Annotated in this window: 17 protein-coding genes and 2 pseudogenes; 13 read left to right on the plus strand and 6 right to left on the minus strand. The window is 62.1% G+C overall.

Annotation, left to right across the window (positions count from 1 at the left end; all coding sequences use genetic code 11):
- Nucleotides 1-84: 84 nt before the first annotated feature.
- The 4 genes from CKW25_RS09150 to CKW25_RS09165 all read left to right on the plus strand — a co-directional run bounded on the left by CKW25_RS09150 (nt 85) and on the right by CKW25_RS09165 (nt 5,884).
- On the plus strand, nt 85-1,287 hold the full coding sequence (locus CKW25_RS09150) for an EAL domain-containing protein (protein WP_095078952.1): 1,203 nt from the start codon (nt 85-87) through the stop codon (nt 1,285-1,287).
- A gap of 126 nt (nt 1,288-1,413) precedes the next feature.
- Nucleotides 1,414-1,848 (plus strand): response regulator, encoded by a 435-nt coding sequence (locus tag CKW25_RS09155; protein ID WP_095078853.1) that lies wholly within the window; start codon nt 1,414-1,416, stop codon nt 1,846-1,848.
- Between the two features lie 145 nt (nt 1,849-1,993).
- A complete protein-coding gene (locus CKW25_RS09160) occupies nt 1,994-2,641 on the plus strand; it encodes a response regulator transcription factor (RefSeq protein WP_095078854.1) in 648 nt (215 codons plus the stop codon).
- 30 nt (nt 2,642-2,671) lie between these two features.
- Entirely contained in the window at nt 2,672-5,884 is a 3,213-nt protein-coding gene (locus CKW25_RS09165) for a transporter substrate-binding domain-containing protein (RefSeq protein ID WP_256577950.1), read from the plus strand.
- A 31-nt stretch (nt 5,885-5,915) separates the two neighbouring features.
- Here CKW25_RS09165 and CKW25_RS09170 read toward each other — a convergent pair whose 3' ends face one another.
- Nucleotides 5,916-6,824 carry a LysR family transcriptional regulator gene (locus CKW25_RS09170; RefSeq protein WP_095078856.1) on the minus strand — a complete coding sequence of 303 codons (909 nt, stop codon included), beginning with the start codon at nt 6,822-6,824 and terminating at the stop codon, nt 5,916-5,918.
- A 106-nt stretch (nt 6,825-6,930) separates the two neighbouring features.
- Between CKW25_RS09170 and CKW25_RS09175 the strand changes: the two genes are divergently transcribed.
- From CKW25_RS09175 to CKW25_RS09195, 5 genes are all read left to right on the plus strand, one after another.
- Nucleotides 6,931-7,800 carry a pirin family protein gene (locus tag CKW25_RS09175; protein ID WP_095078857.1) on the plus strand — a complete coding sequence of 290 codons (870 nt, stop codon included), beginning with the start codon at nt 6,931-6,933 and terminating at the stop codon, nt 7,798-7,800.
- Between the two features lie 93 nt (nt 7,801-7,893).
- Complete coding sequence (locus CKW25_RS09180) at nt 7,894-8,577, plus strand: isochorismatase family protein (RefSeq protein WP_095078858.1); 684 nt, start codon at nt 7,894-7,896, stop codon at nt 8,575-8,577.
- Nucleotides 8,578-8,634: 57 nt separating this feature from the next.
- Complete coding sequence (ycaC, locus tag CKW25_RS09185; protein WP_095078859.1) at nt 8,635-9,261, plus strand: isochorismate family cysteine hydrolase YcaC; 627 nt, start codon at nt 8,635-8,637, stop codon at nt 9,259-9,261.
- A 369-nt stretch (nt 9,262-9,630) separates the two neighbouring features.
- A complete protein-coding gene (locus tag CKW25_RS09190) occupies nt 9,631-11,073 on the plus strand; it encodes a mechanosensitive ion channel family protein (RefSeq protein ID WP_095078860.1) in 1,443 nt (480 codons plus the stop codon).
- A 162-nt stretch (nt 11,074-11,235) separates the two neighbouring features.
- Nucleotides 11,236-11,676 (plus strand): carboxymuconolactone decarboxylase family protein, encoded by a 441-nt coding sequence (locus CKW25_RS09195; protein ID WP_095078861.1) that lies wholly within the window; start codon nt 11,236-11,238, stop codon nt 11,674-11,676.
- A 56-nt stretch (nt 11,677-11,732) separates the two neighbouring features.
- On the opposite strand, the gene CKW25_RS09200 is transcribed toward CKW25_RS09195, so the two are convergent.
- Nucleotides 11,733-12,122, minus strand: coding sequence for a VOC family protein (locus tag CKW25_RS09200; protein WP_095078862.1), 390 nt, complete (start codon nt 12,120-12,122; stop codon nt 11,733-11,735).
- Nucleotides 12,123-12,364: 242 nt separating this feature from the next.
- Between CKW25_RS09200 and CKW25_RS09205 the strand changes: the two are divergent.
- Nucleotides 12,365-12,712, plus strand: a pseudogene (locus tag CKW25_RS09205) (sigma factor); the annotation flags it as partial.
- Between the two features lie 47 nt (nt 12,713-12,759).
- Here the strand turns inward: CKW25_RS09205 and CKW25_RS09210 are convergent.
- The gene (locus CKW25_RS09210; RefSeq protein ID WP_095078863.1) at nt 12,760-13,911 is read right to left on the minus strand and encodes an MFS transporter; all 1,152 of its coding nucleotides are present in this window, start codon (nt 13,909-13,911) and stop codon (nt 12,760-12,762) included.
- Nucleotides 13,912-14,140: 229 nt separating this feature from the next.
- Between CKW25_RS09210 and CKW25_RS09220 the strand changes: the two genes are divergently transcribed.
- The gene (locus tag CKW25_RS09220) at nt 14,141-15,139 is read left to right on the plus strand and encodes a diaminopimelate epimerase (RefSeq protein ID WP_095078865.1); all 999 of its coding nucleotides are present in this window, start codon (nt 14,141-14,143) and stop codon (nt 15,137-15,139) included.
- Between the two features lie 40 nt (nt 15,140-15,179).
- Here the strand turns inward: CKW25_RS09220 and codA are convergent, their stop codons facing one another.
- The 3 genes and pseudogenes from codA to CKW25_RS09235 all read right to left on the minus strand — a co-directional run bounded on the left by codA (nt 15,180) and on the right by CKW25_RS09235 (nt 18,058).
- Nucleotides 15,180-16,424: a cytosine deaminase gene (gene codA / locus CKW25_RS09225; protein WP_095078866.1), complete on the minus strand. Its 1,245-nt coding sequence runs from the start codon at nt 16,422-16,424 to the stop codon at nt 15,180-15,182.
- A 96-nt stretch (nt 16,425-16,520) separates the two neighbouring features.
- On the minus strand, nt 16,521-16,877 hold the full coding sequence (gene queD, locus CKW25_RS09230; protein WP_095078867.1) for a 6-carboxytetrahydropterin synthase QueD: 357 nt from the start codon (nt 16,875-16,877) through the stop codon (nt 16,521-16,523).
- 94 nt (nt 16,878-16,971) lie between these two features.
- Nucleotides 16,972-18,058 (minus strand): annotated as a pseudogene (locus tag CKW25_RS09235) (patatin-like phospholipase family protein).
- Nucleotides 18,059-18,196: 138 nt separating this feature from the next.
- On the opposite strand from CKW25_RS09235, the gene CKW25_RS09240 reads away from it, so the two are divergent.
- Nucleotides 18,197-18,505 (plus strand): PepSY domain-containing protein, encoded by a 309-nt coding sequence (locus tag CKW25_RS09240; protein ID WP_095078868.1) that lies wholly within the window; start codon nt 18,197-18,199, stop codon nt 18,503-18,505.
- A complete protein-coding gene (locus tag CKW25_RS09245; protein WP_095078869.1) occupies nt 18,505-18,816 on the plus strand; it encodes a PepSY domain-containing protein in 312 nt (103 codons plus the stop codon). Before CKW25_RS09240 ends, CKW25_RS09245 begins: the two co-directional genes overlap by 1 nt.
- The last annotated feature ends 1 nt before the right edge of the window (nt 18,817 follow it).

Genomic DNA, 18,817 nt, shown 5'->3' on the forward strand with positions numbered 1-18,817 from the left:
TACAAGCTTTAGGACGTTTCCTAAATAGTTTTGGCAGGCATACCGGGATAATTGCGTCACCTTTCTACGATGCGGGCCGCCAAAATGATACTGCCGATCAGGGTGCTGGTGCTTGAGGATCATGCCTTTGTGCGAGCTGTGGCGGTCAAGACGCTCCAGCAACTGGGGTGCGAGGAAGTGTTCCAGGCCGCCGACGGGGCTCAGGCGCTGGCCGTGCTGCAAACGGTCGGCGCGGTCGATATTGCCCTGTGCGACCTGTGCATGGACGGCATGGACGGCCTGGAGTTCTTTCAGCGCGCGGGACGTTCGGGGCTGGTCGGGTCGATCATCATCAGCAGTTCGTTGTCAGCCGATTTGCGTCGTGCCGTCCGCCAGATTGTTTCGCTGTCGGGGCTCAGGCTGTTGGGAGATGTCGGTAAGCCCTTGCACGCGCAAGCGCTGGGACTGTTGCTGGAAAAACACCTGACGGGGCCTCGAGACGACGTGATTGCGCCGCCCATGCCTGAGCCTGCCAGTGAAAGCGAGGTACGTAGTGCCTTGCGAGAAGGGCAATTGCAACCGTTCTACCAGCCCAAGTTCAATCTGCTGACCGGCGAAGTCTGCGGCGTGGAAGTATTGGCCCGCTGGCTTCACCCCTTTCGCGGGACCTTGTCGCCAGCGGTGTTCATGCCCGTGCTGGAGCGCTTCGGGCTGCTGGATGAGTTGCTGTTCAGCCAAATCGACCAGGCCCTGACCTTGCTGCGGCCCGTGCATGAGCAGGGCGCTACACTCAATATTGCCTTCAACCTGCACGCCATGCAGTTGGCCAATCCCGAGCTGGTTTCTACCATCAAGGGCATTCTTGCGGTGCACGATACCCCCGGCAGCTGCCTGACGTTCGAGCTGACCGAGAGCGGCTTGCTGGAGGCGCCGGCCGCCAGTATTGAAAGCCTGGTGCGCCTGCGCATGATGGGCAGCCGCTTGTCCATCGATGACTTCGGTGCCGGCTTTTCATCGTTGCAGCGCCTGTGCCAGTTGCCATTCAACGAAATCAAGTTGGACGGTGAGTTTGTCCGCACGCTGGACGACGAGCCACGTTGCCGCGCCGTGATCGGCAGCACCCTGGCGCTGGGCGAGGCATTGGGCATGTCGGTGGTGATCGAGGGCATTGAAACCGAAGCGCAGCGCCAGCAACTGCTGGCATTGAACTGCCGCCAGGGGCAGGGTTATCTGTTTGCCCGACCCATGAGCGGCCCTGACCTGCTGCGCTGGCTGCAGGTGTCATCGGTCCCGCAGAAAAAAAGTTAAATGGAAATGGAACTGTTCCTTTCAGAATAGTCCTACATAAACCCTGCGCTGCTGCCCTTAGTCTCACACTATCTCGAAATGGCTGAGTGCAGACTGGCCGCATTGTTATTGCAGAGTTGATCAACTATGCCGAATAAAGCCTTACGTATCCTGATTGCCGATGAAGAGCATTTTCATCGTATGAAAATCGAGCGCCGCCTGAATCAGTTCGGTTACTACCGGATTGCTCCCGTGCAGTCACTCGATGAGCTGCTCAGTGTCGTCGAGTACGGGTGTGAGCCCTTTGACCTGGTGATCATCAATGCCACCCTGACGACCGGCACCGGGCTGGATCCCCTGGCATTCTGCCAGGACAACCAGCAGATTCGTCATGCACTGATCTACGATGCCCAGCAGGCCGGGCTGCCAGCGTTGTTTGTCGCGCAGCCGGGTAACGTGCGGATCAGCCAGGACCGGGTTCCAGACCAGGAAACCCTCGAGGGCTTGATGAGCCGTGTGGATCTGCCCATCCCCCTTTCCGAACGCCCTCAACCCTGGCACCAGGGTGGTTTGCGCGCCTGAAAACCTCCAGGTGACGTAGTGCCGTTCGTCTGAACTGTCATATCTGACAGGTAGTCGTTCCTCTTTTCCCGTGCAATAGTCATTGCGCGGCCGTGTCTATTCGGCCCATGTTTTTGCCGTGGGCGATACTTTTACAGGAGTTGCCATGAGTTCACTGTTGATCGCAGATGATCATCCGGTTGTTCGGGCTGCTCTGCAAATGGTGCTTGGGGCACTCAAGGACGCTAACAACAAGCCGCTGTTCCAGGCCGTCGAGCAGGCAACCAATGCCATTGATGCCCTGAAAACGATTCGCGAGCATTCGCCCAGCCTGGTGGTGCTGGACCTGCAGATGCCCGGGCTCAGCGGACTGGAGTTTCTTGCTCGTCTGCAGCGCGAGCGCTTGCCCTCGCGCGTCGTGGTCTTCACCTCCCATGAGCCGAGGTTTTATGTCGAGCGTTGCATGCGGGGCGGGGCCATGGGTTTTGTCGAAAAGTCCAACGACCTGGATGAACTGTGTAAGGCCGTCAAGGCGCTGATGTCTGGCTATACCTATTTCCCCCGGCTGGAGACCAGTTCGGTGAACCAGAGCCTGCTACAGATGGACGAGCAGAAAATGATCGACAGGCTCTCCGACCGCGAGTTGACCATTTTCCAGCACCTGGCCCGTGGCTCCAGCAACAAGGAAATTGCCGAGCGCATGCACCTGAGTCACAAGACCGTCAGCACCTACAAAACCCGCTTGATCGAAAAGCTCAACGTGCAGTCCCTGGTTCATCTACGGGATTTCGCCCAACGCAACCATCTGCTTTGACTGCCCGTGAGCACGCGCGCCTGGCGGGTCGTGTTGACAGGAGTCAGCCTGTGTTGGGCGCTGAGCTGCCTTGGCGTCACGCCGGAACCCCTGCGGCTGCAGGGGCGATCGAGTGTCGAGGGTTACCGGGTCAACCTGGATGAAGCGGATTGGCGCTGGCTGAGGGAGAAAGGCCGCTTGCGCCTCGGCGCCTCGGCACCGGACTACCCACCGTTCGAAAACACCATCAACGACCAGTACTTTGAGGGCATCACCGCTGACTTTGCCGGTCTGATCGCCCAATTACTGCACATCAAGGTAGAAGTGGCGCGTTATGACTCGCGCGAGGCAGTGATTGACGCGTTGAAGCAGGGCGAGATCGACCTGCTGGGGGCGGCCAACGGATTCGAAGCCGCCGACTCGCAATTGTTGATGTCACGCGCCTATGCCGAGGACGCGCCCATTCTGGTCACGCGGGTGGGCGACAGCGCACGTTTGTCTGCTGATCCGGGCAACCTGCGGGTGGCGATGCTGGATCACTATTTGCGGCCAGAGACCGTCCAGGCCGCTTACCCCGATGTCCGGCTGGAGTTGTACCGCTCGACCCTGAGCGCCATGGGGGCTGTGGCCTTCGGGGGCGCGGATGCTTACCTGGGCGACTCCATCAGTGCCAGCTACCTGATCAACAACGACTACCTGAGCAATGTGCAACTGGCCCAGTTCGCCCGGATGGAGGTCAACCCGTTCGGCTTTGCGGTCAGTGCCGACAACGTCCGCTTGCAGGGCATCATCGATGCAGCGCTGGCGGCGATTCCAGAGCAGGAGCGCACGACTATCCTGCGCCGCTGGAGCTCTGGCAGCAGTTTCATTAACACCCAGCGGGTGCAACTGAGCTCCCGCGAGCAGCGCTGGCTGGATCAACATCCACGGGTCAGGGTCGGTTTCATGCGCAACTTTGCGCCCTTGTCGTTCGAGGACGAACACGGCCGGTTCACTGGACTCAGCGCCGAGGTATTGGACCGGATCAGCCTGCGCACGGGGTTGCGTATCGAGCCGGTGCGTGGCGAGTCGCTGAACCAGCAGATTGACCAGTTGAAGCGTGGCGAGATCGACCTGATGGCCGTGATCACCCCCAGCCTCGAGCGCCAGGCCGAGATACGCTTCACCCGACCGTACCTGATCAACCCCTTTGTGCTGGTCTGTGCCATCGGCAACAAGGCTCCGGTGACCCTGGATGATCTGGCGGGTAAACGCGTGGCAGTGGTCGGCCGCAATGCGTTGCGTGAACTCATTCGCGCCCATGCGCGGGATGTGCGTTTCATCGAAGTCGACAGTCCTGCCCAGGCGATGGCCATGGTGGCGAACAGGGAGGCCGATGCCGCGCTGCCATCGTTGATCAGTGCGCGTTACATCATTGCCCGGCAGTACCGTGACACCCTGCAAGTCGCCAGTACCGTGGGCACTGAACCGACCCACATCAGTTTTGCGACCAACCGTGGCGAGCGTGAGCTCTACTCCATCCTGAACAAAGCCCTGTTGAGCATTCCCCCGCAGGAGCTGGACGAGCTGGCCAGTCGCTGGCGCAACGAAGTGCCTGTCGACGGCAGCTACTGGTCACGACACCGCACTTCCATCATTCAGGGATTCGTCGCGGCAGGCCTGCTGTTATTGCTGGCGTTGGCCTGGATCGGTTACCAGCGCAATCAGATTCGCAATCGCCAGCAACTGCTGCAACAAGTGCAGCAGGCCAAGGATGCCGCTGACGATGCCAACCGGGCCAAGACCACGTTTCTGGCCACCATGAGCCATGAAATCCGCACCCCCATGAATGCGCTGATTGGCATGCTGGAACTGGCGATGACCCGGGCGCAACAGGGCGTGACCGACCGTTTCGCGATTGAAGTCGCGTCCAGTGCGGCGCAACAACTGCTGGAGCTGATCGGCGATATTCTGGACATCTCGCGGATTGAGTCCGGGCATTTGTCCCTGGCCCCGGAGCGGGCCAACCTGAGGGAACTGGTCGAGTCGGTGAGCAAGGTATTCGAGGGCCTGGCACGGCAAAAGAACCTGCAGTGGCTGGTTGACCTGGACGTGCACAGCCAGCGCGACGTGCTGATCGACCCCATGCGCTTCAAACAGATCCTCTCCAATCTGCTGAGCAACGCCATCAAGTTCACTCGCGCTGGACACATTCGCCTGACGTTGCAGGTCGAGCCCGGTACGGTTCAGGGGCATGTGGCCGTCAGGCTGCTGATCGAAGACACCGGGATCGGTATCAGCAACGCTGATCAACAGCGCTTGTTCAGCCCTTTTGTCCAGGCAGCCAATACCCCTCAGGATGGTCGCAGCGGTTCGGGACTGGGCCTGGTCATCAGTCGCTCGCTGTGCGAGATGATGGGGGGGCAGCTGCAGCTCAACAGTGTGCTGGGCGCGGGTACCCGGGTCGAAATCCAGCTTGATGTACCGGCCTTGCAACCGTTGGCCGAGGTGCCGCCAGCAGCGGCTGCTGCGCTCGAACCGGGGCGTTCGTTGCAGGTGTTGGTGGTGGATGACTACGCGGCCAACCGTCTGCTGCTGGCGCAGCAATTGAGCCATTTGGGGCATCGGGTACAGGACGCCAGGGACGGGGAGGAGGGGCTCGGTTACTGGCGTGAGCATGTGTACGACGTGGTCATCACCGATTGCAACATGCCGGTGCTCAGCGGCTATGAACTGGCGAGGGCGATCCGTGAGGAGGAACGATTCCACGGATTGAAGCCCTGCCTGATCCTTGGCTTCACCGCCAACGCCCAGCACGAAGAAAAGATCCGCTGCCGGGAAGCCGGGATGGACGATTGCCTGTTCAAGCCCATCAGCCTCAAGGACCTGAATGCCGGGCTGACAGGAGCACCGATCAGGGCCAGTGCGCCGGTGCCGGTCGAAACACCCGCGGGTCCAAACGTCGAGATGGACCTGAGCGGCCTTGAACAGCTGGCCGGGGATGATCGTCACCTGATCGATCATCTGCTGGCCGACCTGGTGGCCAGCAATGCCGAGGACCGGGTGCGTCTGCAGGCGTTGCATGCCGACAGTGACCGCATCGGTTTGCGGGATCTGGCCCATCGGATCAAAGGGGGGGCGCGAATGATCAAGGCTCAGCGCCTGATTCTCTGGTGCGAGCAGTTGGAGGCCGCGTGCAGCGAGCACGACAGCCACTCCCTGAACCAGGCCGTGCAAGGGTTGCACGACGCCATGCAGCGGCTGGATCGGTATCTCAAGCGTTAGGCGCTCAGCTACAAGCTACTTGCCGCTGCCCCTAAGCAATATCGCTCTGGCTGAACTCCTCACCCAGGAAGTCGATCAGCGTGCGCACCGACGGCAGCAGGCCGCGGCGCGAAGGGAAGATGGCGTGGACGATCCCGCTCTTGGGGGCCCAGCCCGGCACCAACTCCACCAGACGCCCCGCAGCAAGATCGTCGCGCACCACGACGGCCGGCAGGTGGGCGACACCCAATCCCGCCAGCACGGCGGTGCGCAAGGCAATCAGGTCGTCGGTCACCAACCTGGGATGATGGCGGATCACTGCGCTGGCGGCGTCCGGGCCGAACAGCTCCCATTGGTACTCCCGTTGTGCGGCGCCCCAATGCAGGCTCGGCAATCCGCTCAGGTCCGCGGGTGAGGCGGGGGTCGACAAGCGTTCGACAAAGGCCGGGGCACCCACCAGGCATTGGGTGCTGTTGCCCAATACTTTCATCACCAGGTCGGTGTTTTCCAGCGGCGGGAAACGCACCCGTAGAGCAATGTCGAAGCCTTCGTGGATCAAGTCCACGCGGCGGTTGGTGCTCTCGATGAACAGCTCCACCAGCGGGTACTTGAGCATGTAGCGCGTCAGCATCGGCCCGACCCAGGAGTTGAGCAGTGCCGTCGGGCAACTGATGCGCACCAATCCCTGGGGTTCGGAGCGATTGCGTTCGATCAGTTCGGCGGCGCTTTCGGCTTCGACACGCATCGCCAGGCAGCGCTGGTAGTAGGCCTGACCGATTTCAGTGAGCGAGCAGTGCCGGCTGGTACGGTGGATCAAACGCACCCCGAGGCGTTCCTCGAGCTGGGCAATACGTCGGCTGAGTTTCGACTTGGGCATGTCCAGCGCCCGTCCCGCTGCGGCGAAACCGCCGTGTTCGACCACTTGGGTGAAGTAGTACAGGGTGTTCAGGTCTTCCACTATCGTTCTCCAAATAGAACGCTAAGGGTGATTTTTGCAGTCTACCGGATCAAAGGTGTCGGATTTAAGCTTTGTCCATGTTCTGACTCACCCCACATTCGGAGGCACCATGAAAAACATCATCGGTATCTACACCAGCCCAAGGGCGCACTGGGTGGGCGACGGCTTTCCGGTCCGCACGCTGTTTTCCTACGACAGCCTGGGCAAACACATCAGCCCGTTTCTGTTGCTCGACCATGCCGGCCCTGCTGAATTCACCCCGACCACCGCACGACGCGGCGTGGGTCAGCATCCGCACCGCGGGTTTGAAACCGTGACGATCGTCTACAAGGGCGAACTGGAGCACCGCGATTCCACCGGCAGCGGCGGCAAGATCGGCCCTGGCGATGTGCAGTGGATGACCGCGGCGTCCGGGATCCTGCACGAGGAGTACCACTCCGAGGCATTCGCCAAGACGGGCGGCACCCTGGAAATGGTCCAGTTGTGGGTCAACCTGCCCGCCAAGGACAAAATGGCCGAGGCCGGCTACCAGACCCTCCTCGATGGCGATATCCCGAGCATCGCCCTGAATAACAAGGCCGGCAGCCTGCGTCTGATTGCCGGTGAGTTCGACGGTCACAAGGGGCCGGCGCGCACCTTCACCCCGATCGATGTCTGGGACATCCGCCTGAATGCCGGCAAGTTGCTCAACCTGGACCTGCACGAAGGTCGCAATACCGCCCTGGTGGTACTGCGCGGCACGGTTCAGGTCAATGGCCTGGAACTGGTGCGCGAAGGGCAACTGGCGCTGTTCGAACGCAATGGCGACCAGTTGAGCCTGGAAGCCAACAACAACGACGCGGTGGTGCTGCTGCTCAGCGGTGAGCCGATCGACGAGCCGTTCGTCGGTCACGGCCCGTTCGTGATGAACACCGAGCAGGAGATTCACCAGGCGTTCGCCGACTTCCAGTCCGGTCGCTTCGGCCAGATGCACGGTTAAGCCGTACCCGTTCAACCACCCGCTCTACACAGGATGCGTAGGCCGGTTCCCGGGCCAGGGAGGGCTGTTGCCTAAACGAAAGAGGAAACGCACATGAGCACCCACAACGCGGCCAACTTCAACGGCCTGAAACCGACCATCGACCCCAACGACAGCGCGCTGCTGTTGATCGACCACCAGAGCGGCCTGTTCCAGATCGTCAAGGACATGGACGTGCCGCAACTGCGTGCCAACGCCATTGCCCTGGCCAAGGCCGCGACTTTGCTGAAGATGCCGGTGATCACCACCGCTTCCGTACCGCAGGGGCCGAACGGACCATTGATTCCGGAAATTCATCAAGAGGCACCGCACGCCCGGTACGTGGCGCGCAAAGGTGAAATCAACGCCTGGGACAATCCTGAATTCCGCGCGGCGGTCGAAGCCACCGGCAAGAAAACCCTGGTCATCGCGGGCACCTTGACCAGCGTTTGCCTGGCGTTCCCGTCGATTGCGGCGGTGCATGAGGGCTACAAGGTGTTTGCGGTGGTCGACGCTTCCGGTAACCACTCGAAACTGGCCACTGATCTGACCATTGCCCGTTTGGCACAAGCCGGGGTGGTGCCGATCGACATCATGGCTACGCTATCTGAGCTGCAAGGCTCATGGAACCGTCCAGATGCCGAGCAGTGGGCTGCTGTCTACGCCCAGGCCATGCCGCATTATCAATTGCTGATCGAGAGCTACATCAAGGCTCAACAAGTGGCGAACGAACACGAAGTGCTGGACTCCCAGCGCTAACCGGGCACCCCCACGCCGACATTCACTCGGCATCGATAACACGCGAGGACTACTGCAATGACTACTTCTTACAAGCGTCTGGACAAGGATAACGCTGCCGTTCTGTTGGTTGATCATCAGGCGGGCCTGCTGTCGCTGGTACGCGACATCGAACCGGATCGTTTCAAGAACAACGTGCTGGCGCTGGCCGACCTGGCCAAGTACTTCAAACTGCCGACTATCCTGACCACCAGCTTTGAAACCGGCCCCAACGGCCCGTTGGTACCCGAGCTCAAGGCAATGTTCCCCGAGGCGCCGTACATCGCTCGCCCTGGCCAGATCAATGCCTGGGATAACGAAGACTTCGTCAAGGCCATCAAGGCCACCGGCAAGAAGCAACTGATCATTGCCGGTGTGGTGACTGAAGTGTGCGTGGCCTTCCCGGCACTCTCGGCCCTGGCCGAAGGGTTTGAGGTGTTCGTGGTCACGGATGCCTCCGGTACCTTCAACGAACTGACCCGTCAATCGGCCTGGGATCGCATGTCGTCCTCCGGCGCCCAACTGATGACCTGGTTCGGCCTGGCCTGTGAGCTGCACCGCGACTGGCGCAACGACATCGAAGGCTTGGGGACCTTGTTCTCCAACCACATTCCTGACTACCGCAACCTGATCACCAGCTACAACACCTTGACCTCCGGCAAGTAAGCCGGGTCCGGTGGTGTACACAGCCTCTGTGTACACCACCCATCAACTAATGGAATGGCTACCCCCGCTGCCCCGTGGCGAGCGAGCTTGCTCGCGCTGGGGAGCGAAGCGCCCCCAACAAGACGATTGCAGGCTTTCAGATAAACCTCGGTGACCGGCTTAGGGGCTGCTGTGCAGCCCAGCGCGAGCAACAAGGCATGTGTTCGACATCCTCGCGCCTGATGAGAGTTGCCATGTGATCAAGACGGTATCTCCCACATCGGTTTTTCAGCGTTTTGCAGACGGCGTTTATCTCGCAAAAACAATTGCTCCTACACTGTGGCCAATGTGTGTGATCTTCCGTTCATCGGCCTTCGCTGGAGTTGCTCGATGCTGTCACTGCTCACCGACCATCCCCTTTACGCCGCCTTGGCGCTGATGCTGCTCGACCTGTTGCTGTGGCGCGTGATCAGCAGCAGCGGCAGTCAATGGAAGCTGTTGGTGCGGCTGCTGATGTTCTTGTTGTTCAGCGCGGTGCTGTTCAATGAGGGGCTGAACCCGATGCAGGCGGCGCCCTGGCCGGAGAACGTGCCGCTGCACCTGGCGGCGACCGGTTTGCAGATCGCCTGGTGGCTGTTCGCGGCGCGCACCCTGACCGTGCTGATCGGTGCGGTGATGATGCAGCGGGTAGGGCACACCGGCCGGCTGTTGCAGGACCTGCTGGGGGCGGTGATTTTCCTGATCGCGATCATTGCCGCGCTGGCCTATGTCCTCGATCTGCCGGTCAAGGGCGTGCTGGCGACGTCCGGTGCGGTGGCAATCATCGTCGGCCTGGCCTTGCAAAGCACCCTCAGCGACGTGTTTTCCGGCATCGTGCTCAACACCACCAAACCCTATCAACTCGATGACTGGATTTCCATTGACGGCACCGAAGGCCGGGTCATCGACATCGACTGGCGCGCCACGCGCCTGCAAACCGCCCAGGGCAGCATGGCGGTGATTCCCAACTCGCTGGCGGCCAAGGCCAAGATCATCAACTTCAGCCGGCCCAGTGACATTTTCGGCATTGCCATCAGCTTGCAGTTGAGTCCCCATGCGCGGCCGCAAACCGTGATCGAGGCGCTGGAGCGGGCGATGCAGGGTTGCCGGCCATTGCTCAGCCAGCCAGTGCCGAGCGTCGCCTTGAAAAGCGCCAGCAGCAGCGGCGTGGAGTACGAGATCAGCGGTTTCGTCAGTTCGATGGCGCAAAAGCGTGAAGCACGCAATGCGCTGTTCGACCTGGCATTCCGCCATTTGCAGGCCTCGGGCGTCAGCCTGTTGTCGACGGCCGAGAGCGATGCCCCGGTGAACCTGTCGCGGCCCCGGGCGTTGCTGGAAAGCTCGACTATCTTCTCGACCCTGCGCCAGGACGAAAAGGACACCTTCAGCCAGAACATGGAACTGATCACCTTCCGCGCGGGCGAGATGATCCTGCCCGCGGGCCAGGTCAGCGATCATTTGTTCATCATCGAGTCGGGCGTGGTCTCGGTGACCCTGAGCCGGGCGGGCAACCAGTTCGAAGCCGGGCGCATGGGGCCGGGGGAGGTGATCGGCGAAGCCGGGATCCTGTCCGACGACTCGGTGCCGGCGGACTTCTACGCCAAGACCTACTGCACCCTGTACCGCATCGAGAAGGAGTACCTCAAACCCTGCCTCGACGCCCGCCACGACATCCATGAGTCGATGAAGGCCTTGCTCGACTTCCGCCTGCAAACGGCGCAGACCTTGACCCGCGAAGTGCCGGCGGTTGCGGTGAAAAAGGGCTTCTTGCAGTGGCTGCGTCACCGTAGCTAGCGAGTGACGGGCGCTACGGGATCATACAAGCCCTGTGGCGAGGGCGTCCGGGGTCCTCCGGCAAGCGCCGAATTGGCTTCCTCGACTTCGCAACTATTGGTCATTGGTGGTCGGCCCAAGCGGGGCTAACGTATGCCTCACCCACTTGTTATGGAGCTGACCATGCAACCTCGTATCGACTTCTACACCGCTTCTCCGGAGGCCCTCAAAGCCATGATCACCCTGGAAGGGGCGGTCTCGAAACTGCCGCTGGAAAAGTCCCTGATCGAATTGGTCAAACTGCGTGCCTCACAAATCAACGGCTGCGCCTTTTGCATCGACATGCACACCGCGGATGCCATCAAGGGTGGTGAAACACCCCGTCGTCTGTTCGGCGTGAGCGCCTGGCGTGAGACGCCGTTTTTCACCCCCCGTGAACGCGCGGCCCTGGCCTGGACCGAGTCCCTGACCCTGCTGAGCCAGACCCATGCTCCGGATGAAGACTACGAACAATTGAGCGCCGAGTTCGATGCGCGGGAAATGGTCGACCTGACCGTCGCGATCACCACCATCAATGCCTGGAACCGCCTGGCCGTGGGCTTTCGCAAAATGCCCCAGGCCTGATCAATGAGCATCGCTTGGTATCCCATAGCCTTGCGAAGCCGCGGCAGTGGCGTGTGTCAGGCGACCGGCGTGCAAAGTTCCACCAGTGTCCCATCCGGGCAGCGCACGTAGGAAACGATCTGGCCCCAGGGTTTGCTGGCAGGCTCGGCGATTTCGCGGGCGCCGGCGGCCAGCGCTCTGGCGTGAGCCGCGTGAACGTCGTCGGTGACCAGGGCGACTTCCATGCCCAGTGGTTGGGCGCTGGCGTGGGCTGATACGTGGCCGGTACTGAAATTCATGGCGGCCAGTTCATCGGCGGCGAAGGCCAGGGCGGTCTCGCCGGTTTCCAGTTCGCCATAGGTGCCTGACTCATGGACAAAGCGCACGGCGAACCCGAAGGCCGAGGAGAAAAAATCGAGCGACGCGCTAACGTCGGGGACGTAGATGATCAGGTAGCCGAACTTCATCAGTGAACACTCCTTGTCGTGCCGATTGAAGCGCGAATCTAGCACGTTGCCCAGCAGGCTGCCTGTCACCGGTAAAAGGTGTACTTGAGGCCGGTCATCAGGTTACGCGGTGTTCCCGGGTGACCGGTTTGGCCGACAAGGATCCTGCTGCCGAATGACCAGGATGAGCGGTCACGGGATTCCATTGCTGGCATTAATAGGAAGCATTACTATTCACGCCCTCGCCACCACAGCACGCCGCGATGACCCCCAAGCTGCCCCGCACAAGCGGATTTTTCGAGCATTACGAAGAGTTGGTCGGAACCTGGACGCGCCGGTTGAGAAATCGCCAGCAAGCCGAGGACCTGGCCCACGACACCTTCGTGCGGGTGCTTGAATCCGACTCGGTGACGGTGCAGCAACCGCGGGCCTATTTGCATCAGACCGCCCGCAATATCGCGGTGGACGGTTATCGGCGTGAGGACCGGCGGGGTGCCATGGAATCCGAGGCGGTCGATCTCAGTGTGTCGTCGGTAGATGACCCGGAGCATTACATGCATGCGATGGGTTCTGACAAGGCTGTTCAGTCAAGCGCCGGTACGCCCCCTGTGGCGAGGGCGCGTGCTCCCTCGCTACGTAAACAGTGCTCGTGCGCTTGTCAGACCTTCAACACCTTGCCACTGGCCGCAACGGCCAGCAGCAACAGCGCAATCAGGCCGAAGGCCACGCTCAGGCTGCTGCCGTGGGCGATGAAGCCGATCACCGCGGGTCCCGCCAGAATGCCCGCGTAGCCCAAGGTGGTGATGGCCGGTACGGCGATGTTTTCCGGCATGACCTTCTGTTTGCCAACGGCGGTGTACAGCACCGGTACGATGTTCGAACACCCCGCCCCGACCAGCGCGTACCCGATCAACGCGGCTTGCCAGGCGGGCGCCAGCGTGGCCAGCAACAACCCGGCTGCAGCCGTCAGGCCGCCCAGCACAATCACCCGTTTGGCCCCCACTTTATGCACGATGGCATCGCCGGTCAGGCGCCCTGCGGTCATGGTCAGGGCAAAGGCGGCATACCCCAGGCCGGCATAGGCGCTGTCGACATGGCGCTCGGCGGTCAGGAACACCGCACTCCAGTCCAGCACCGCGCCTTCGGCGAGAAACACGATGAAGCACAGGCAGCCGATAAACAGCACCACGCCGTGGGGCATGGCAAACGCCGGCCCCGAGCTGTCGCTGCCATAGGGCAGCCAGTGGGGCGCAGCCTTGAACAGTGATACCAGCACAAACACGATCACCACAGCCATCGCACCGAGTGGCGACATGCCCAGGCCGAGCAGGGCGCTGACACCCGCCGCGCCGACAATGCCGCCCAGGCTGAACAGTCCGTGAAAACCCGACATCATGGTTTTGCCGCTGGCCCGCTCGACGATCACCGCTTGCAGGTTCACCGTCGAATCCACCGTGCCCAGCCCCGCGCCGAACAGGAACAAGCTGGCAATCAGCAGCGGCACTGTCGACACCGTTGCCAGCAATGGTAACGCCAGGCAGATCAGCAGCGTGCCGCCACTGAGTACCCGCCGACAGCCAAAGCGCGAGGCCAGCGCACCGGCGATGGGCATCGCCAGGATCGACCCCACGCCCAGGCTCAGCAACAGCACGCCCAGCGTGCCTTCATCCAGCCCGGCCCGCGCCTTGGCGTACGGCACCAGCGGTGCCCAGGCGGCGATGCCGATGCCGGCGATGAAAAACGCGATGCGCGTCGACATCTGTTCGAGACGCCCGGGTAGCACCGGGGCGGGAGGGATGAGGGCAGTCATGGGCAATCCTTGGTATTTCGGGGCACGCGGCAAACAGGGCGACATCCTTGCACATCACGGAGGCTCAGACGACCCTGGCGTCCAGGCCTGGGTGCCCAGTCCCGTGACCAGGTGTATCCGCTTGCATTTATCGGCGCATCGCTTGAGTTTCGTGGTGCCGACGCCGCGCCGATTTGCCCGGTGGCGTTGCCGATCCACTCGCCGCATGCCCTCGGACAGGAGCCCATTGATGACGTGTTTTTTTGATGCTCGCGGCAATGTCTATGGGGTTGTCAGCCCGATTGAGTTGCGCCGGCGCGGGGTCGAGTTGCCTGTGGACCCGCACCAGGCGGCGCAACAGCGTGCGCTCTGGGCCGCGGCCGCGATCGAGGCGTGCTGCCAGTGGGCCCCCGGTACCCAACCGGCCGGGGGCAAGCAGCACCGTTCGGACGGGTTGCTGGTTGGCCCGTTCCAGGCCGCGCCGCCGTATGACCTGCTGATCGTCAATACCGACGGCACACTGGCGGAACGCAGCGGTAACGGCCTGACGATTTTCGCCCAGGCGCTGACCGAGCAGGGCTTGATGCCGGCGCAGGGGCATTGTGTGCTCAAGGTCCATCACGACCAGCACGATACGCCGTCGCCTGTCGCCACCTCGGTCGAGCCAGCTCCGGTCGAGGGTGTGCAGGGCTTCTGGCTGGACCTGGGCAAGCCGGCGTTCGGGCCGCAGGCGGTTGGTGCTCGAGGTGTGGAGGGGGCGTTGCTCGATCAGCACGCGGTGAGTCACGTGCCGATGCTGTCGCGGCTCGATCCGCAGTGGTACCACAGTCAGTTCGTGCGTATTGGCAACCCGCATTGCGTCACGCTGGTGGCCCGGGCGACTGCGCTGCCGGGTAATGAACAGATGAACCATCCCCCGTTAGCGGATGAGCTGACCCGCATCGCCTACGCACAACCTGTCGGGGCGGGTGCGCCGTGTGGGGCGGGCGTCAACCTGCAATGGGCCATGCTCGAGTCGGAAAACCGCCTCGCCGCCCGGGTGTTCGAACGTGGCGAAGGCCCCACTGCGTCATCCGGTACCAGCGCCAGCGCCGTGGCCTGTGCAGCCTGGAGCGTGGGTTGGGTGAATGCAGGGGAGGTGCTGGTGGTGATGCCCGGCGGAACGGCACTGATTCTGCTGGAAGCACAGGGCGGCGTGTTGAGCCGGGTCAGGCTGTTTGGTGTGGCGCGGAGGGTGGGCCGGGTGTGAGACCGCTATCGCGAGCCGGCTCGCGATGGGGGCATATTGATCAATCCGGGCCAGTCATTTCTACCACCGGCATCTGCCGTTTCATCAGCACCTTGCCTGCGCGAACGGAGTACAGGGGCAAGCCCTGGCTGCGAATCACCTCGTAATCGCTGTCGGCCGACAGGATCAGCAGGTTCGCCGGGCGTCCCGGTTCCAGCCCGTAGCGCTCACCCAGGGCCATAGCCTTGGCGCTGTTGTCGGTCACCAGGTCCAGGGCGCTTTGCAGGTTGCGGTAGCCGAGCATATGGCAGATGTGCAGGCCGGCTTCGAGCACCCGCAGGATGTTGCCGTTGCCCAGTGGGTACCAGGGGTCGACGATGGAGTCCTGACCGAAGCACACGTTCATGCCGGCCTCCAGCAATTCGTTGACCCGAGTCACGCCCCGGCGTTTCGGGAAGGTGTCGAAACGCCCTTGCAAGTGAATGCTTTCGGTCGGACAGGAGACAAAACTGATCCCCGAGTGTCCGAGCAAGCGAAACAGCTTGGCGCAGTAGGCGTTGTCGTAGGAGCCCATGGCCGTGGTGTGGCTGGCGGTTACCCGTGAGCCCATGTCGCGGCTACGAGCCTCTTCGGCCAACACTTCCAGGAACCGCGAATGGGGATCGTCGGTTTCGTCGCAATGCACGTCCACCAGGCAGCCGGTGCGTTCGGCCAGGTCCATCAGGAACTTCACCGAGCTGACACCCTGGTCGCGGGTGTACTCGAAATGGGGAATCCCGCCGACCACATCGGCGCCCAGGCCAATCGCTTCCTCCATCAGCTCACGACCGTTGCGAAAGGACTCGATACCTTCCTGCGGGAACGCGACGATTTGCAGGTCGATCAGGTGCCGGCTTTCCTCGCGCACTTCCAGCATCGCCTTGAGCGCGGTCAGTTGCGGATCGGTGACGTCGACGTGGGTGCGCACATGCTGGATGCCGTGGGCGGCGAGGGCGTTGATGGTTTTTTTCGCCCGGCTCTTGGTGTCCTCCAGAGTGATGGTCGCTTTACGCTCGCCCCAGCGCTCAATGCCCTCGAACAGGGTGCCGCTCATGTTCCAGCGCGGCTCACCGGCCGTCAGCGTGGCGTCGAGGTGGATGTGCGGTTCGACAAAGGGCGGCACCACCAGGTTACCGCCAGCGTCGAGGTCGTCAGGGCCGAGGGTCGGCGCCTCGGTCTGGCGGGCAATGCTGGCGATCAGGCCGTTTTCCAGGTGCAGTTCATGCAAGCCTTCACGGTTGCGCAGGCGGGCGTTGATGATGTGCATGGGCGAGTCCTTTTGTCGGTCGATAGCGCCGGGCGGTTCCTGAATCATAGGCATAAAAAAACCACCGGTCTCGGTGGTTTTCTCGATCGCGCCGGCTTACTCGCCGTGGTAGATGCAACCGCTGGTGCAGGTCTCGTGGATGCGAATCGCGCTGAGTTCCGGCAGCAGGGGCTTCATTTCATTCCAGATGAATTTGGCCAGGACTTCGCTGGTCGGGTTTTCCAGGCCGGGAATGTCGTTCAGGTAATTGTGGTCCAGGCGCTCGTAGAGCGGCTTGAAGATCGCCTTGATCTCGGAGAAATCACGGATCCAGCCGGTGTGCGGGTCGAGGTCGCCACTCAGGTGAATCGCCACCTTGAACGAGTGACCGTGCAGGCGACCGCATTTGTGGCCTTCCGGCACATGGGGCAGGCGGTGGGCGGATTCGAACGTAAACTCTTTGAAAATTTCCACGGTGGTTTGAGCTCTGTCAGGTGGCTATCGCCCGCGGCGATGGGGCAGGCCGCGAGTTTAACAGCTTGAAATAACGCTTGCGGGAAAACACTGACTAAAGGGTCAACAGACGGTCGCCCAGGCGTCCACTGGCGCACAGTTCGAGGAATTCGTCGCCCAGGCGCCGGCTCTCGTCCATGGCGGTCTTCCAGTAGTGCTGGCGGCCGGTCGGATCGCCCATGAAGCGTTTGAAATCGTTCCTGTCAGGCAGCTTGCCGTAGGGCAGGCGCGACAGGTATTGCCTGGACGGTGCCAGCAACAGGACATCCTGCAAGCGTGCAGGGCAGGCCCGACGCCAGGGCAGCGTTTTATCGAACCAGCCGGGAATGACCCGGTCGGTGAAGTGCGGGTAGAGCACGATGTCGGTGCCGCTGTAGGGCAGGTCGAGGTGGTAATCGAGCAAGCCGCCGTCACGGAAAGTGCCGGCACCGGCGCCTGGCAGGTCACGCACGCCTTCCATGACCATCGGGATCGAGCCCGAGGCGAGCAGTGCCTGGCGCAGGTTGCCGGCGTTCAGCGGCACAAAGCGCGAGGGGAAGTCGTCGAGCGCGTTGAGCGGTGGTGCCAGGCGTGGGTCATGGACGATCAGTCGTTCGAAATGTCGAGACAGGCGCGAGCGGCCGCGCAGGTTGTCGGCGATCACCGAGGACAGGCCCAGCCCGAGCCGGCCGCGATGGTCATCGGCCAGCAGGCCATGACTTTTCACCACCATGATGTTCAACCGATAGAAGGGGTTGTCCAGCAGCAAGGCATCGCGACCGTCGAGCAGGTCATCGAGCATGCGCCGGGAGCTCTGGCTGATCTGCGCCATGCTCACGCCCTTGGCGAAACGTTGGGCGTTGTACAACTCGCCCAGGCGCCTGATGCCTTCGGCGGCGTCCGGCAGGCAGGCACTGGCGAAGCGCCAGGAGCCTACCGACGCGCCGATCAACGAGCGCTCGCGGGGCGCGGCCGGCAGCCATTCGCCGAACAGCGCCAGGTCCAGGCCCTGGATGCCCAGGGCCTTGGGCCTTGGGCCCTCCGGCGGCACCGGGCAGGGTGCCGACATCGTGCGCCTGCAAGCCGTCCTGGCGAATCCGGGCGAAGGCCCGTAGGCCTGCCTTGAGGGTCAGTGCCGGGAATTTGATGTGGATAGCGGTCATGCCGGCCTCTGTACTGGCGAGTAGGGGATTATATGCCTGTGTGGCGGGACAGCGTGTTACGACCATCGACGATGGCGATTCAGGTTCAATTAAGTTCACAGGGTTAGGCTGATGCCCATACTGACTCGGAGACGCTCCATGAAAACCCTGACCGCAGCGTTCGCCGCCGCCCTCGTCAGCCTGACCGCCAGCCTTGCTCACGCCCGCGACCTGGGGCCGGATGAAGCCCTGAGACTGCGCGACGCTGGTACCATTCAATCTTTCGAAACACTCAACGCCACGGCCCTGGCCTTGCATCCGGGGTCAAGCGTGCAGGAAACCGAGCTGGAAGAGGCCTATGGCAAGTACCTCTACCAGATCGAGTTGCGCGACCGGCAAGGCATCGAATGGGACCTGGAATTGGACGCCGTCAGTGGGCAAGTACTCAAGGATCATCAGGATACGTAATGAAGGTTAATCTGCGCGCTTATGGCCTGACGGCCCTGGCGCTGGTGTTTTTCTGCTCGGTGGGCGTGGCGCGTGACCTGGATCAGGACGAAGCCTTGAGCCTGCGTCAGCAGGGCGTGATCCTGCCGCTGGAGCAGCTGTTGCAGCAGGCGCTGGACCGCTACCCCGGCGCCAAGCTGCTGGAAGCGGAGCTTGAGGAGAAACGCGGCCTCTACATCTATGAAGTTGAACTGCTCACCCCCGAAGGCGTGGTGCGCGAGCTGGACCTTGATGCCACTACCGGCCGTTTACTCGAAGACAAGGAAGATTGAT

The organism is Pseudomonas sp. Irchel s3h17, assembly GCF_900187505.1.
Lineage (GTDB): Bacteria > Pseudomonadota > Gammaproteobacteria > Pseudomonadales > Pseudomonadaceae > Aquipseudomonas.